This window comes from Enterobacter sp. CGMCC 5087, assembly GCF_003144775.1.
Taxonomy (GTDB): domain Bacteria; phylum Pseudomonadota; class Gammaproteobacteria; order Enterobacterales; family Enterobacteriaceae; genus Enterobacter; species Enterobacter cloacae_M.
Genome location: NZ_QFXN01000107.1, coordinates 1 through 15,702 on the forward strand (window position 1 = coordinate 1; position 15,702 = coordinate 15,702).

The following is a 15,702-nucleotide window of genomic DNA, read 5'->3' on the forward strand; positions in this document are numbered from 1 at the left end:
GCGCACCTGCCCTTCGATATCCGTCATCCGCTCCGGCGTGCCGTTGGGCTGGCAGTGGAACCAGAAGATCTCCGGAGCATTAACGCCATCAATACGTGCCAGCGGATCGTAGCTGTCCTGGTCGCTGTAGACGTAGGTCAGCGGCACATCCCCGTGCACCTCCTGCAGCAGGCGGAACCCTTCCCAGACAAACCGGGTTGTGACCGGCTTGCCGGTTGGCTGTCCGCCCAGCATCTGGCGTCGCGTTTTGCTGATGCGTCGCCCGAGCGGATCGTAGCGGAAGCTGACCTGCGTCTGCGGCCTGTTGCGATCCCGCGGCTGGCTGATAACTTCCGTCAGGCGATGTTCACCGTCGTAGCGGTAGTGCCAGCGGGTCTGGCCGTTATCTTTTTCCACGGTGCGGCCGTGGATGTCATAGCGCCAGCGAATGCCGTTCAGCTGTGTCAGGCGGTTGTGCGTGACCTTCTCAGCAGATCCTTCCAGCGGGTTACCGGCAGCGTCCCAGCGCCACTGCTCCTGTCCGGGCAGCGTGCCGTCCTGAACGAGCAGACGCCCGGCGCTGTCGTACTGCCAGCGGTACCAGCTGAAGGGGTTATCGTCCCGCTCTTCCCGCACCAGGTTATTGCGGTAGTCGTAATCCCAGCGGCGGGACCAGCGGCGCGGCGACGGGCGCTGGGCGTTGCCGGTAAAGACATCACGGCGATGCAGTCGGCCAAGACGATCGTATTCGCTGCGGGTGGTCAGCAGCCCCTGGGTGCGGCTGGTCTCCCGGTGGAGTTCGTCTCGGGTAAAATCTGAGACCGACAGCTTATCAAGAGCAATGCTGAGCAGATGCCCGCTGCCGTAGTAGAACTGCTTCAGCTCGCGGCCGTCGGGAAGCGTGACGGAGGTGCGGTTGCCCAGCGCGTCATACTCCCACGCCAGCTCGCCGAGCTCGCCCGCTTCGCGCGTCACGCGACCGAGCGCGTCATACTCAAAGGCGAGCTCCTGCTCTGCCTCGGTGGTCCACGCGTCGGCTGCAAGCGCAGGATGCAGCCCAATCCGGCTTAACAGTCCGGACGGCGTGTAGTGATAGCGGGTCTGCCCCTCCGGCGTGGTTCGAGCGACCAGCTGGCCGCTCGCGCTCCAGGCGAAGGCGTGGGTGATGGCCTCCGGATGACCGGCGGCAAACGTGCGCGCTATCGTTCGTCCGCAGGCGTCATAGCGATACTGCGAGGCTACGCCATCCAGCCCCACCTCTTCCAGCAGCAGCGAGTCCGCGCCCCAGCGGAACTGATACGCTTCGCCGTTTTCGTTTTCCAGGGTAATCAGACGCCCGCGGCTGTCCCAGCGGCGACGTACCTCTTCCCCCTGGGTATTACGCGTCGCGGTTAAGCGCCCCGCCTCATCGTATCTGAACTCGCTCTCTTTACCGTCGGCGCCCGCATGCTTCACCGGCAGGCCACGTTCGTTCCATTTGAGCGATTCCGTCCAGCCTTCCGGGCGATCGAGCTGCACCGGACGCCCTGCGGCGTCGTAGCGATATCGCGTCTCTTCCCCGTCGGCGCCAGTCTCGGCCACCAGCCAGCCCAACGGGTGATAGCGGTAGCGGGTAATACGCCCGGAACAGTCCGTCGAACGGACAATCTGCCCGGCCTCGTTGTACTCCTGGTAGCGGCTGTTTCCGGCGGCATCAACCTCTTCAACGACCTGGCCGAACGCGTCCCGGCGCAGCTGCGTGGTCTGCCCCATCGGGTCCACCACGCGCTTCAGCCCGTGGTGTTCGTCGTACCAGAACCGGGTGGCGCTGCCGTCTGCTTCAATGATTGACGAGGGGAGCGCGCGATGCTCCAGCCAGGTGGTGGTGCGGGTATTGCCGTCGGCGTCGATCTCCTCAACCCGGTTGCCCATTTCGTCGTAGACGAAGGTGACGGCGTTTCCGAGCGGATCGATGCGACGCGTCAGAAGCTCGTTCTCGTCCCACTCGTAGCGCCAGTTTTCACCGCGCTCGTCAACGTAGCGGACGATCAGATTTTGCGCGTTCCAGTAGTGCCGGCGCGTCTGGCCGTCGTAGTGCTCGACGGTCGTCAGCCCAGCGGCTAAATCGTAGCTAAAGCGGCACCCGTCCCCGGTGCTGGTGCGGTTTTCCACCACGCGCCAGTGATCGAATTTTTTCCAGCGGTATTCGCTCTCCAGACCGCCCGGCATCCGGTGCCAGACCATCAGCCCGTGTTCGTTATAGCGGTATTCACGCGTTACCACGCCGGAGGCATCCGTCGCGCTCGCCAGCTGGCCGCGCGCGTCGTAGCCCCACTGCATCAGCGGCCAGGTTTGACTACCGTCGAAATGGCTGGCAGCGGTAACGCGCTGCGGGAATCGTTCATCTTCATAGCGCAGAGTGACGTCTATCGCCCGCGGCTCGTCGTGAAGGCCGACCAGCCTGCCGTGCTCGTCCCACTCCGTCAGCAGCGCGTTGCCGTATTCATCGCTAAGGGAGGCCAGACGCAGGATGGATGGATTCGCCCGGGTCGATTTATACAGACGCCACACCGCGCCGTCATCGTCGGCAATCGCCACGTCGCCGTTCTCATTACGGCGGATGATAATGCCTTCGCTGATGCTGTAAAACGCGCGGTCGACAGGGGGCAGCTCGAAGCTCAGCTCGCGCCCGGTTTCGTCGAACCAGGTGGCATTGTTATCGTCCAGCGTGAGATAGCTGTCAAAGGTCGTTGCCCAGCCCAGACCGAACAGCCCTTCCCGGGTGGTCAGGCTGTTGTAGCTGCGCTGCCAGCGAAGCGGAAAGCGCCCCGGCAGCGAGAAGTCGAGCTCGTCGTCGTCATTCAGCACCTTCACGCCGGTGGCGGCATGAACCGGGTGCGAGGAGCCAAACACGGCATTCACCGCCATATCGGCCAGCATCCCGCCGCCGGCTGCCGCCAGCGCGCAGGGCATGTTTTTTAGGATCTTGCCCGGACGCCCGCGCAGCAGTGAGAGCGCAATCATCCCCAGCGCCAGACCCGGCGTTTTACCGCTTTTGATATCGCGGACCGTGAGCGTGTCGCCTCCGATGATCACGTTCGGGGAGACGTCGTCGGAAACGGTGCCTTCGCAGGTGGTGCGATCTTTGGCACGCACCGCAGGCTGCCCGTTGATGAAGACGCTTTTAGAGCCTTCCGCCAGATACTGCGGTCCGGAGTGCTTTTCGCACGCCACCTTGTCTTCTTCCAGCGGCGAGGTTCCCGCGGCGGCAGAGGCCACGCTCGGCTGCCACATTTCGCTACCAAACTGACCGGCTGCGGATAGCAGCATGCCCGCGTAATCGGCAAAGCTGCCCGGCGACTGCGGCTCAGGAGACGGCGTATCGGCGGGCGTCAGCGTGCCTGCCGCGCGCGCGGCGGGGATTGCGTTGGTGAGAACGTTACTGGAACCGGTAGTGATTTTACCCGCAGGCGACGGCGGGAAAAGCGCATTGCCTAACCCCTCAGCGGCGTTGCTAATATCGTCGGTAATACCCGCCACGTTCGCCAGCACGCCACCGATAATCCCGCTTAACAGACAGCTGGATCCTATTGCCGCCACGCCCGCTGCGGCCGCCCCTGCGCCCAGCAATGGCGCCGCTACGGTTGCAGCTGCGCCTACCGCCGCGCCGATCACCGCATAGGCGGCGCCTTCCGCCACAATGCTGGTGATGTCAGCAAAAATGCTGGAGTGAATAATCTCGTCGCCCTTACGGGCCGCGTTGTTATCGCTCATGCCTTACACATTCCGGTTGTCGTTTAGCGTCAGACTCTGCTTAAGCGCGCTCCAGCGCACCTCGTCCTCTTCGGTAAAGGCTCTGAGTGCCGAGAGGGTAAAAATCATCAATACCGGTTTGCCCGGCGTTTGAACGGCCAGCTGTTTTTGCCACAGGCGCTGCCCGTTACGGTCAAAGGTGGTTTCAACTTCCAGCCCGTTAATTTTTCCGTCAGGCCCGGCTTTTACGTTCCGGAATTCGCTCTGGGCAATTTCGCCCATCTGAGGACGCAGCACATCCCACTGGCGGTGGAACTCTTGTTCATAGTCGCTGCCATCGGGGATAACGCCGCGGCTGACCACCACGGACAGCCCGCTTTCGTCATCGCGAATAATATTCATGCTGTTATCCTGCCAGGCAGCAGGAAAAACGGAAAACGAACCTTCCTGAAGGGTGTATTTCATAAGTGAACTCGGGATGATTAATATTGTGAGAAACAAAAAGGCCAATCCATGCTGGCCCTTTGGCTGGCTGTTTTATTATTTACGCCATTGACCTGACTGTTCGACTAAAACCTGGCTGCCTTTGCTGACAACCAATTTCGCGGGTGCATACGTCACGGTATAAACGATCTCGCCATTCTTGTACGTTGAGCCGATTATTTTACCTGCGGAGTCGTGCAATGTTTTTCCCTTTAAGGAGATCGTACTGTTATCACTTTTGCGCACGCCGAGATAAACCATCTGGTCACATTCGCTATCAAAATGACCACACCTGTTTATCAGCGAAATAGCGAACTTTTCGGTGTCCAGTTTTCTGGTTTCAGCGTTATGAACCGAAGCGGCTTTACGTAACGTATAACGCAGCGGAGCATAATAATGTCCATTTTGAGGAGGAGTAGCTAAACGCCATTCCATTTCATCCCCCTTTATTTCCAGAACAGCACGTCCGCCTGGGCCGCCAAATGAAGAGTTGAATTCAACGCTGGCGCGATTGCCAGCGATCGTACCGGTAAGATTACGCTCATCATCTTCCGGGCAATCTATGCGGTTTCCTTTTTGGGAGATATAGCAATAAGACCCGGTGATACGGTTGCCTGATTCAGCTAACCGCAGGGTTAACGTCGAGTCGCTCCCGGATTCTCCAGCCCACTCCCCGTCAAACGCGAGGCCTGATTGGCTGCTTTTTGCAAACTGCATCGTATTGAATCTGGCGGCCCATTGCTGAATATCGGCATGAATAACCGGGCTATTATCAGATGACCGATATTGTATAACGTCCGACTCCGGAACCACCCAGGCCGCAAAGATTTTGCCGTCAGGATTGATAACCAGCGCTGATGCGTTCTCCAGATAAAGATCTTTTAGCCAGCCTTCAACAAACAATCCTCCACCTGTGGTGGTATGCGGTTCACCGAAGACATCAAAGTTATCAATAAAGATCTGGTAATGATTTCCCAGCAACGCCCTGAGATTGTCTGTCACTTCTCTGTCGTTAACGATGCGGCTAACCGTATCGAGCTTATTGTATTGCGATAATTCAAGCGCCGATGACGCTTCAACGACGCCTGTCAATAAAGCCGTGAACAATGCGACTGCCAGATATTTTTTGGTCATAAATTATTCTTGAGAATCATTGTTGTAATTCATCGTTATTTTCACAACCTTACTGTCTTTAACCTCAAAAGAGAGCAATTTCTTACCCAATTCATAGGAAATCCACTGTTCCCCGGAATCATTTTCAACCTGGCCATCGCCGTATGCATTGTTCAGTGCTCTGATTGTTGAACCCACATGAACTCCACGCGGCGTTAAAATATCTGAGGCAGTCAGCGTAATCTGGGAGACGATATAATCATCAACGCTTCGTTCAGCTTTATCCCACCAAAGATTGGAAGTGAATATTTTTAAACCATCCTTTTGATGCTGGTAGAATTTATAGTTCGTTCCGTCAAAAGGAACCTCACCGACAAAATGGCCTTCAAGCGGCACGTCAATTTTACGGGCAATATCAGGAGTCCATCTGTCGCCTAATGCGACAGGCTGGCCTTTAACCTTGACGGAAAAATCCTGTTTTGTCAGAACGGGCGGCATAGCCTCTGCCAAAACCACAATGCTACTCAGACAACTAAACATCAGGGAAAAACAAAGAAATATAGGCGTGTGTTTTTTCACGTTTATCGTCACTAACTTGATGTAAATTACGCTTTTCACGAATACTGCAAACCGGCAGCGAAATACCCGTGCCGGCATGAAAACACAACACTTATTAACGATCGTAACGCGACATAACGACTCTATTTAGGCATTCCTGGTTCATTACCGGAAAACTAAATGCCCATGCAAGTCCTCTCTCATCAGCAACGGTTCGGTATCCAACTGATTGTCCTGCGGTATTCCCACGAGGAATGTTAGAAATTTTAACATCAGGGAAATGAGTTTTGACTTGTTCGAGCGTAATGCAAGGCTGTTCGATTACAAACGAGACAAGTGAAACACTATTATCTCCGTTTCCCCATAAACGAACATCTAAATCGCTGATACGTGTTCCATCAGATAATGTGAATGGAACTGACGTATAACGGTCTTTCACTTCTGGATTTTTTTGGACCAGTGGTTGATGGAAAAGTTTACTGACATCCTCGGTCTGTTTTCCCCAGACTGTTTTGAGTTCTTTAACAATATGCCATAACGAATCTTGGTTCATGTTTGTTTGTCCTGCGTAAGAAAAAGATGAAAATAGTGGGAGCAAAAAGAGGATGGTATTTTTTGTCATTCTACTTACCATAGAAACCCCCGTAATAATCGCTGTAATTGAGATCGGTACCCGAAGCTATTTCGCCTTTACCGTAGACTTTACCTATAGCTTTTGCAGCGTCAACCCGCGACAGCTCTCCATTTACCATTTTATCATAGGCTGCATTGTAAGCTTTGAGATTTTCCGGGCTTCCTGCTATATCAATATCAATACCGCCATTTCCCAGAATTTCACGCTGTATTTTTATATTATTCAAGGTTGCACCACCTTCATCCATAAGCTGGCTGTTAACGAAATTTTCTTTACTAGAATAGTCCGCTGCAACAGGATATGTTGCATGCCCTGCTTCATGAGCCAGTGTTTGTACTGTATTGGCCGTGTCTTCCATGTGTTCGGGATCCATAACGATCAGTTTATTATCCGAATCAGTATAACTTCCCCCTCCTGTCGCACCTGGTTGAATCGCCCATCCCTTGTCTTTCAAATCTTTTAGCTGAGTTTGAAGGGTCGGTGACTTGTTGATTTGTTTAACAACATCATCATTGAAAGGCATAACGTCTGAGCTATTCGGATTATTTTTATAAACATAATTCCCTTTCAAAGGCGGGGCTGTTGTTGACGCCGAAGCTGGAGCAGGTTTCGATTGGCCTGCTGCTGGAGCCGCAGCAGGGGCAGGACGACTAGCGCTCTCTTGCGGTGAAAACTTCGCCTGCACCGCCGCATCAATATCCCCTTTATGCCCTGATCCCGGCGCCGTTGTGCCCGGCTTGGTGCCAGAGGTATTCAGATGCAGCTTACCGCCCGTGGTGATATACCCATCCCCTTCCACGAAGAAGTTAAACTCTTTGCCGATGAGGTTAATCTTGCCGTTAGCATTCAGCTCAATAGCGCTCTCACCGGAGACCAGCCGCAGCTTCGTCCCGGAAGCTATAACGTACTGCTCCACCGCCGCGTCCAGCTTGCCTTTCCCCGTCAGGATCTCGGTTCCACCTTTCACGGCCTGAGTCTGGTTCGCTTCCACGCGATGCAGCTCGTTTTTCTTCACGTAATGGCTGCGCGCCCCGCCGACGCTGTGCGTTTCATCGTTCTTAACGCTGGTGTCCATGTTGCGCTCGGCCTGGATCCACACCTGCTCTGCGCCCGCCTTGTCCTCAAAGCGCAGGGCGTTGGCGTTGTCGACGGAACCGTCTTTCGTGCGGCTCATAAAGCCCATCTGCGTCGCCGCGGCCGGCAGCGCCCACGGCGGCATGCTCGCGTCGTTGTACACGCGCCCGGTGATAATCGGACGGTCCGGGTCGCCGTTGATAAAGTCCACCACCACCTCGTCGCCGACGCGCGGGATTTGCACCCCGCCGTAGCCCTGGCCCGCCCACGCGCTCGACACGCGCACCCAGCAGGAGCTGGTGTCATCGCCCTTCGCCAGCCGATCCCAGTGGAACTTCACCTTCACGCGACCGTATTTGTCCGTCCAGATACTCTCGCCCTTCGGCCCCACCACTTTCGCGGTCTGCGGGCCGTAGGTGCGCGGCCACGCCGTTGTCTGCGCCGGACGGTAGACCACCGCCGACGGGATGACCGTAAAATCGGTGCGGTGAATGGTTTCCCCCTCGCCGCTCGCGTAGCGGTTCTCTTCGAAGTGGTAACCCGCCGCCGTCACCAGATACTCGCCGTTGTCGCTGAAGAACGGCGCGTTGGTTAAGGTGAAGGTGTGCCCGGGCGCAATCCCCGCCGCCGTGGCGGTGGCCTGAATCTGCTGATGCTCAACCTGCCAGCGCTCCTGACGGATGCGGGCGTAGAACTCCCCGTGGCCTTTGTCGACAAAGCGACCCGGCCAGTCGTACACGTCGATGCTGCCCGGCTTTGGCGACGCCGGGTTCTGCTGGGCCTGGAACAGCCACGCGTTCGGCTTGCGGAAGTCATAGTCGTCGAGGCTGTAAATCCCCGGCGTCACGCTGTCCTCCAGCGCCCACTGGCTGATGCCCTCCTCATCCGTACTGCCGCCTGATGGCGTCTGATGGTAAGGAATAACCTCATAGCCGCTGAACGGCTGATGCTGCGTGGCGGCGTCGGTCAGTACCAGGGTATGTTTGTCCGCCTCGTGGCTGAAGTGATAGGCAATCCCCTCCAGCTCCATCAGGCGGCTGATGAAGTCCAGGCTCGACTCCTGATACTGCACGCAGTAGTCCCACACCCGGTAGCTGCCGGTGAGTTTGTCCTCAACGTTGACCTGATGCTCACCCAGCAGGGTTTTGACAATCTGCGGCACCGTCTGCCCCTGAAAGATACGCAGGTTACGGTCGCGCTTCATCGGCCACAGGTCCGGCTCCACCGTCAGCTGGTACACCGCATAGCGGGTGCCCGTCAGCTCGACGGCGCTGACCGCCACGCGGGTAATCTTGCCGTTAACATAGCGGGACGTCAGCAGGCTCTGCGTCGGGATGGTCACCGTGACCGGCTGGCCCAGCAGCTTACTGCGGTCGATGCGCGCGTCCGTGCCGAGCACGGTCAGCGTCAGCGCGAACGACTCGGACATCGCCTCGCGGCCCGTCAGTTTCCAGAACAGAAGCCCCTCCACCGGGAGCTGAACGGTAATTCGGTTGAGCATAATCTTTATTCCATCTAGCTTATGCGATGCAGAAAAGAGTTTCGCATCTGTGACTGAGCGTAATTCTAAGGGTTCACCAGCCAGGTGCCCGGCTTGGCAATATCCAGCGTCTGGCCACGCGTTCTTCCGTTGCCCTGGAGTTCAATCTTCACCTCGCCGGCCGGCAGCTTGAGCGACGCATAGCCGTTGGTTCCCGGGCGCAGCGCTTTTGGCTCGCCGTTTACTTTTAGCGTTTCGCCGTCGAGGATGCGGATATAGACCAACGCAACAGGGCTCGCGACAGGCGGTGGCGTCTGCTGGGCCGTCGCCTGCTCGTTAACCTTCGCCGTTTCCGGCTTCACGTCCGGCGCGTTTGCGGCGGTCTCAGTCGGACGCGTCTCTGCCGGTGGCTGTGCAGCCTGCTCTGGTGCATCTTTGCCGCCGCTGAACAGCATCGCGCCAGCGACAACGCCGACCAACACGCCTGCGGCAACCATGCCCGGGATCTTGTAGCGGCGCCAGTCGAGCAGCGAAGACGGCTGTTCCTCCTCCACCGGTACCAGCATCGTGCCGGGCTTTTTCGCCGCCAGCACATCGTTGATACCCGCGACCGGCATTTCAATCAGCGCGGCGAACTCGTCGATGGACTGCGGACGGTCCTCCATGTGCAGCGCCAGCGCGCGGTCAATGGCCTGCAGCAGCGGGATGGAATAGCCCTGCGGCATGATTTCCACCAGCGGTTTGCAGGTATCCTGAATTGAGCGCACCACGCTGACCGGCGGCGGAGAACCCACAATCAGGGTACGCAGCACCGCGCCGAGGGCATAAATATCCGTCCACGGGCCCTGCTCGCTTTCGTTGTCGTCGGTGTACTGCTCGATCGGCGCAAAGCCCGGGCGCAGCATGGTTTCCGTTTCGTCGGAGAGGTTACCGATGGTGCGGCGCGCGGAGCCGAAATCAAGCAGCACCGGCAGGCCGTTATCCTGGATCTGAATGTTATCCAGCGAGATGTCGCGGTGCAGATAGCCTTCGTTGTGGATGGTCTTGATCGCACCGAACAGCATCGGCAGCGTGCGGCGGATCCAGGCCTCGTTGATCAGCTCCGGCTTTTCCTCGCGCAGGCGCGACAGCGTGGTGCCGCTGTAAAACAGCGTCCCCATGTAGGCCGTGTCGTTTTGTACCCAGAAACGCAGGACGTGCAGCAGGTTCGGGTGGTTAAAGCGCGCCAGCAGACGGGCTTCCTGGATGAAGCTGTTCAGGCCTGCGGAAAACGCTTTTCCAAAGCGCTCGCTGCGCAGCACCAGGGTCATGTCGTCGCCGCGCACGGCGAGGGAGGAAGGCATAAATTCTTTGATAGCGATAGTGCGTTCGAGCTGGTGATCCCACGCGCGATAGACGATGCCAAAACCGCCGCCGCCGATCACCTCTTTGATTTCAAACTCGTTGAAGCGGTACCCGACCGGGAGCGCGTTTGGGACAGTCCGATTGTTATCATTATCCGTCATCTTTTACAGTTCTCTTGATGATTATTACGCGGCAAACTGACAGTGAAACTCGCCCTGCTCGCAGGTGACGTGCAGACGTCGGTACTGCTCGTCGCTGCGGCTGGCGGTAAGTAAGATCTGGCTCATCTGAGGCAGCAAGGTGTTGGTCAGAATAGCATCCACCATGCGGCCGCCGGACTCCACCTCGGTACAGCGCTGAACAATCTGTTCCACCACGCTGTCGTCAAACTCAGAAATAATGCTGTGATTCTCTTCCAGACGACGCTGAATGCGCTTGAGCTGCAGGCGAACAATCTGCCCCAGCATCTCGTCGCTGAGCGGGTAGTACGGCACCACCAGCAGGCGGCCCAGCAGCGCCGGTGGGAATACCTCCAGCAGCGGCTGGCGAAGGGCGCCGCTTAACGCGTCAGGCTCCGGCATCAGCTCCGGATCGGCGCACATGGCGCTAATCAGGTCGGTGCCGACGTTAGACGTCAGAATAATGATGGTGTTACGGAAATCAATGTGGCGCCCCTCGCCGTCTTCCATCCAGCCTTTATCAAAGACCTGGAAGAAGATCTCGTGGACGTCCGGGTGCGCTTTCTCAATTTCGTCCAGCAGCACCACGCTGTACGGACGGCGGCGCACGGCCTCGGTCAACACGCCGCCTTCACCATACCCTACGTACCCCGGAGGCGCACCTTTTAAGGTGGAAACGGTGTGCGCTTCCTGGAACTCACTCATGTTGATGGTGATAACGTTCTGCTCGCCGCCGTACAGGGATTCCGCGAGCGCCAGCGCGGTTTCAGTTTTACCGACCCCGGACGGGCCGCACAGCATAAAGACGCCCACCGGTTTGTTGGGATCGTCCAGCTTCGCACGCGAGGTTTTCACGCGGCGGGCAATGAGGTCCAGACCATGACGCTGGCCGATAACGCGCTGGTTGAGCGTGTCGGCGAGGTTGAGCACCGCGTCGATCTCATTTTTCACCATCCGGCCCAGCGGGATCCCGGTCCAGTCGGAGACCACCGCAGCAACCACGTTTTCATCCACCGCCGCAAACAGCAGCGGCTCATCGCCTTGCAGGGCGTTCAGCGCCTGCTGCCGTTCCGCCAGCTGGCCGCGCAGCTCGGCGCTATCGTCATCGCCTGCCGCGAACAGCGCCGTGCGCAGGCGGATAATCTCCTGCACCAGGCCGCGCTCTTCTTCCCAGCGCCGGACCAGGGCTTCGCGTTTTGTTTCATACGCGTCGCGTTCGGCGAGTAAAGCGGTCACGCGATCGGCGTCACCGGCTCCCACGCGCGCTTCGCGTTCAGCAATCTCAATTTCCACGTCCAGCGCGGCAAGGTGGCGCAGGCATTCTTCGAGCTGCGCGGGCGGCGCGCTCTGGCTGACCGCGACGCGGGCGCAGGCGGTGTCGAGCAGCGCAACGGCTTTATCCGGCAGCTGACGCGCCGGGATGTAACGATGCGACAGCTTCACCGCCGCGCTGACCGCTTCGTCGAGCAGCAGCACCTGGTGGTGCGTCTCCAGCGGCGACACGGTGCTGCGCAGCATCAGAATGGCTTTCGCTTCGTCCGGCTCGTGAACCTGCACCGTCTGGAAGCGGCGGGTCAGCGCCGGGTCTTTCTCGATGTATTTTTTGTATTCAGCCCAGGTGGTGGCGCCAATGGTGCGCAGCTGACCGCGCGCCAGGGCAGGCTTCAGCAGGTTCGCCGCATCGCCGGTTCCCTGCTGGCCGCCTGCGCCAATCAGGGTGTGGATCTCATCGATAAACAGAACGATCGGCGTGGCGCTGGACTGGACCTCATTGATTAACGCCTGCAGACGGGCCTCGAACTCGCCTTTCATGCCTGCGCCAGCCTGCAGCATGCCGATATCCAGCAGCCACAGCTGAATATTTTGCAGCGGCTCCGGAACGTCGCCGTCGGCAATACGCAGCGCCAGCCCTTCCACTACCGCCGTTTTCCCGACCCCGGCTTCCCCGGTCAGCAGCGGGTTGTTCTGGCGGCGACGCATCAGGATATCCACCATCTGGCGGATCTCCTCGTCGCGCCCGACAACCGGGTCAATCTTCCCTTCGCGGGCGCGGGCGGTCAGGTCCTGGCCGTACTGGGCCAGAGTCCCCTGCGCCGCAGGTACCGCACCCGCCGGTGCGTCTGCGGCGGCAGCGGCCTGCTGCGTCTCTTTGCTGTTGGCGCAGATAGCGTCGAACTGCTCAATCAGCACCTCGACGTTAAGGCGGGTGAACTGCGACGAGATGCTTTTCAGCACGTTGGCCAGGTTCCAGGTTTTAAGCATGCCGATCAGCAAATGGCCGCCGCGAATACGGCTGACGCCAAACTTCAGCGATCCAAACACCCAGGCGCGCTCCACGGCGCTGTCGATATGTTCAGAAAGATCGGAAACGGAACTCGCCCCGCGCGGAAGGACGTCCAGCGCGGCCACGATATCGCGCGTCAGCTGCTGTTCATCAAGGGCAAAGTGGCGGATGACCTGCTGCAGATCGCCATCCTGCTGCTGCATCAGCTGATGCAGCCAGTGCACCAGCTCAACGTACGGGTTGCCGCGCAGCTTGCAGAACGCAGTGGCGCTTTCCAGAGAGGTAAATAACAGCGTATCCAGTTTGCCGAAAAGCACGGCACGGCTAATTTCTGACATGTTAGTTTCCATTAACAATGATTCGGTATACGGAAGGATTACCGCTCTGCGCGATACACCAGATCGCCTCGCGGGACAGGCTGCGGCTGAAGGCCCAGCCAGGTGTTATAGCCTAATCGCCCATTGCTGCCGAGCGTGGTGCCCTGCACCGCGTCTTCACGCAGGATCACCCGCGTTTCCCATTCAAACTCCACCCCGGCGTACTGACGCACCCAGTCGCGCAGTTCGATGACCCACGCTTCTCCAGGCAGAAAGCGGTTGTACTCCTCCGCGCTCAGCGGGCCAATTTCGATGCGAAACTTGTGCTGCACGTCGCGGACGGCGACGCCGAGAAAGGCGGATTCCCCCATGCGCGGCATGCGGCGCCCTGCGCCAAGCTGCGCCTGCTCGCGCGTGGAAAGCGGCATCCACTGCGGCACGTTGCTCACCAGCTTAACCGGCGCTTTAAAATAGTTGCGCAGGATCTTCTCCAGCCCCTCCGGATCCCGCCCGTGACGGGTCAGGTGTCCGGCGTGGGTAAATCGCGCATGCGAGCTCAGGCTGCCTTTGTTCATCTGCCCCGGCTGGCCCATGCCAATCAGCGATGCCAGGTAGCCCTCAAAGCGCCTGTTGTCGGCACGATCCAGAGAGACGGCCGGCTGTGCATCCGCCCAGGCGCGGTAAAACAGCAGCGCAAGGCGGTGATGGAACAGGTCGGCAAACGCGCTGAGGCTGGTGTCCTGATGATGATAAATACGCTCGCGGGCGTATTCGGTCATGTGGACCGGCAGCGGGCCGTTCGGGCCAAACAGGCCGAAGCTGAGGATAGACACCTCGTGCAGCCCGCTTTCTTCGCGCTGGCGTACCTGAGCCAGCGTCGACGGCGCAAAACTCATCGACGGCTGCTGGCCGATGCGCAGCGGCTCAAATTTCGGCAGCGGCGCGCGTCCCAGCGGGTAGCGCTCGCCGCCCTGGGCATCAATGCGCCTTAACAGCTGAAACAGATCGTAGCGCCAGGGCGTCTCGCGAACCCCTTGCCAGAACGCGTCCGGCAGCCGGGTCAGGCGATGCACGCGCAGCGGTGCAGTGGCAGCGTCACTCATATCAGCGCCCTTTTACCCATGCGCGGCGCCCAGTAGCCAATCTCGCCGCGCTGCTGACTTTTCAGGGTGAACTCCGTAAAGCTGTTGATTGACACCAGGCGGGCAAAGAGACGTTCCATCACGCTGCCAAAGAGCCACGGGCTGGCGCCGGAAAAGGCACGCTCATCGACCGTCAGGGTAATGCCGATCCCGCGGGCGAAAACGACCGGGCCGGGTTCAGGCACGCGGCGGTGAACCGGCTCCAGCACGCAGTGGCGTACCCCCTCCACCTGACGCGCAACGGGCGTTTCTGCCAGGTTGGCGTAAAGCCCTAACAGCTGGCGCAGCGCGGCCGCGCCGTCTTCATTTTCGCTGTCCATCAGGCTGAGGTAGTTCATCTGCAGCTGGCTGATGAGCCGCCAGGTGCTGAACCCTTCCGCCAGCGCCGGACGCGGCGGCGTCGGGCCTTTGCGCAGGGTGAGGGATTTCACCGGCATGGAGTCGGCCATAATGAACTGCCCGAGCTCCTGCTGCAGCATCAGCGGCAGGTCGCGGCTGGTGCACAGCACCTCGGCAGAGATATAGCGCAGGTTTTCCTGCCACGGGGCGTGCTGTTCATCCACCAGCGAAACAAACACCTCTGAACCGATGTAGCCGGTACGTGTGCCGTAGCGCAGGGCGTGCTCGGACAGCACGCGCTGTTCGCGGCGCAGGGAAAAATAGGCCCCGTAGTTGCCCGCATCGCCGCTCCAGGTGCTCCAGAATGGACGAAACGTCTGGTCATCGCGCTGGCCGTCCGCGCTGCCATAGATTTTTTTGACCGCGTAAATTTCATAATCCAGCGGACGAATGTTATCGACCACCAGATGGTATTCATGCTGGCCTTCATTCAGCTTCTGACGCGCCGCGACCTTTGGGAAAAGGTTGATGACCGGGGTACAGTGCAGCGCCAGATGGCTGGCATCGACCACGCGCTCCAGCTGTTCATCCGACTTATCCAGCAGAATGAAGATGTCGAAGGCTTTTTCGCCTTCACAGCGTTCGATAAGCGTGCCCAGACCGCTCAGGCTGATGAAGCGGAAGCGGGCCGGAAAGGCGAAATACTCCTGCAGCAGGCGGTAGCCGTCAAAGTTGCGCAGATCGTCAGGAAGCAGAGCCTGGTCAGGCTCAAAGCCCTCCTGGCGCAGCGCGTCCGACGCCAGCAGCTGTCGCTGCGGCTGCGGGCTGACCGTCTGACAGACGATCCCGGCGTGATGCTCCATCACCAGCTCCAGCAGCTTCAGCGCTTCAATGTCCGGACCGCCGAGGAAAAATTCCAGGCGGTCGAAATCCAGGTGTCCGAGGTTTTGCGGGCCGTCGCAGGCGATGCGGATCCTTAAGGCGCTGCCGATCTGCCGCTGGCTCAGCCCCAGCTGCGCCAGCGGCAGATCGGCGGGCACGCCG

10 protein-coding genes are annotated in these 15,702 nt (G+C 59.0%); all 10 read right to left on the minus strand.

What is annotated here, in order from left to right; all coding sequences use genetic code 11:
- The coding region (locus tag DEO48_RS09960; protein ID WP_109845052.1) for a DUF6531 domain-containing protein at positions 1-3,732 on the minus strand (3,732 nt) is incomplete at its 3' end.
- A gap of 3 nt (positions 3,733-3,735) precedes the next feature.
- Positions 3,736-4,176 carry a DcrB-related protein gene (locus DEO48_RS09965; RefSeq protein WP_109845053.1) on the minus strand — a complete coding sequence of 147 codons (441 nt, stop codon included), beginning with the start codon at positions 4,174-4,176 and terminating at the stop codon, positions 3,736-3,738.
- Positions 4,177-4,251: 75 nt separating this feature from the next.
- Positions 4,252-5,328: a hypothetical protein gene (locus DEO48_RS09970; RefSeq protein WP_109845054.1), complete on the minus strand. Its 1,077-nt coding sequence runs from the start codon at positions 5,326-5,328 to the stop codon at positions 4,252-4,254.
- Between the two features lie 3 nt (positions 5,329-5,331).
- Entirely contained in the window at positions 5,332-5,886 is a 555-nt protein-coding gene (locus tag DEO48_RS09975; RefSeq protein WP_258306089.1) for a hypothetical protein, read from the minus strand.
- A gap of 94 nt (positions 5,887-5,980) precedes the next feature.
- The gene (locus DEO48_RS09980; RefSeq protein WP_223825968.1) at positions 5,981-6,487 is read right to left on the minus strand and encodes a hypothetical protein; all 507 of its coding nucleotides are present in this window, start codon (positions 6,485-6,487) and stop codon (positions 5,981-5,983) included.
- 1 nt (position 6,488) lies between these two features.
- Positions 6,489-9,074 carry a type VI secretion system Vgr family protein gene (locus DEO48_RS09985; protein WP_109845055.1) on the minus strand — a complete coding sequence of 862 codons (2,586 nt, stop codon included), beginning with the start codon at positions 9,072-9,074 and terminating at the stop codon, positions 6,489-6,491.
- Positions 9,075-9,139: 65 nt separating this feature from the next.
- The gene (locus tag DEO48_RS09990) at positions 9,140-10,558 is read right to left on the minus strand and encodes a serine/threonine-protein kinase (protein WP_109845056.1); all 1,419 of its coding nucleotides are present in this window, start codon (positions 10,556-10,558) and stop codon (positions 9,140-9,142) included.
- Positions 10,559-10,582: 24 nt separating this feature from the next.
- Positions 10,583-13,198 carry a type VI secretion system ATPase TssH gene (tssH, locus tag DEO48_RS09995; RefSeq protein ID WP_109845057.1) on the minus strand — a complete coding sequence of 872 codons (2,616 nt, stop codon included), beginning with the start codon at positions 13,196-13,198 and terminating at the stop codon, positions 10,583-10,585.
- Between the two features lie 38 nt (positions 13,199-13,236).
- On the minus strand, positions 13,237-14,280 hold the full coding sequence (gene tssG / locus DEO48_RS10000; protein ID WP_109845058.1) for a type VI secretion system baseplate subunit TssG: 1,044 nt from the start codon (positions 14,278-14,280) through the stop codon (positions 13,237-13,239).
- Positions 14,277-15,702, minus strand: a 1,426-nt coding sequence (gene tssF / locus DEO48_RS10005; RefSeq protein ID WP_109845060.1) for a type VI secretion system baseplate subunit TssF, incomplete at its 5' end; no start/stop codon positions are given. The genes tssG and tssF, both read right to left, overlap by 4 nt.

Bases quoted from the DNA above. Each gene is read 5' to 3' on its own strand.
- DEO48_RS09965 (WP_109845053.1), bottom strand. From the start codon at position 4,176: ATGAAATACACCCTTCAGGAAGGTTCGTTTTCCGTTTTTCCTGCTGCC.
- DEO48_RS09970 (WP_109845054.1), bottom strand. From the start codon at position 5,328: ATGACCAAAAAATATCTGGCAGTCGCATTGTTCACGGCTTTATTGACA.
- DEO48_RS09980 (WP_223825968.1), bottom strand. From the start codon at position 6,487: ATGACAAAAAATACCATCCTCTTTTTGCTCCCACTATTTTCATCTTTT.
- DEO48_RS09985 (WP_109845055.1), bottom strand. From the start codon at position 9,074: ATGCTCAACCGAATTACCGTTCAGCTCCCGGTGGAGGGGCTTCTGTTC.
- DEO48_RS09990 (WP_109845056.1), bottom strand. From the start codon at position 10,558: ATGACGGATAATGATAACAATCGGACTGTCCCAAACGCGCTCCCGGTC.
- tssH (WP_109845057.1), bottom strand. From the start codon at position 13,198: ATGTCAGAAATTAGCCGTGCCGTGCTTTTCGGCAAACTGGATACGCTG.
- tssG (WP_109845058.1), bottom strand. From the start codon at position 14,280: ATGAGTGACGCTGCCACTGCACCGCTGCGCGTGCATCGCCTGACCCGG.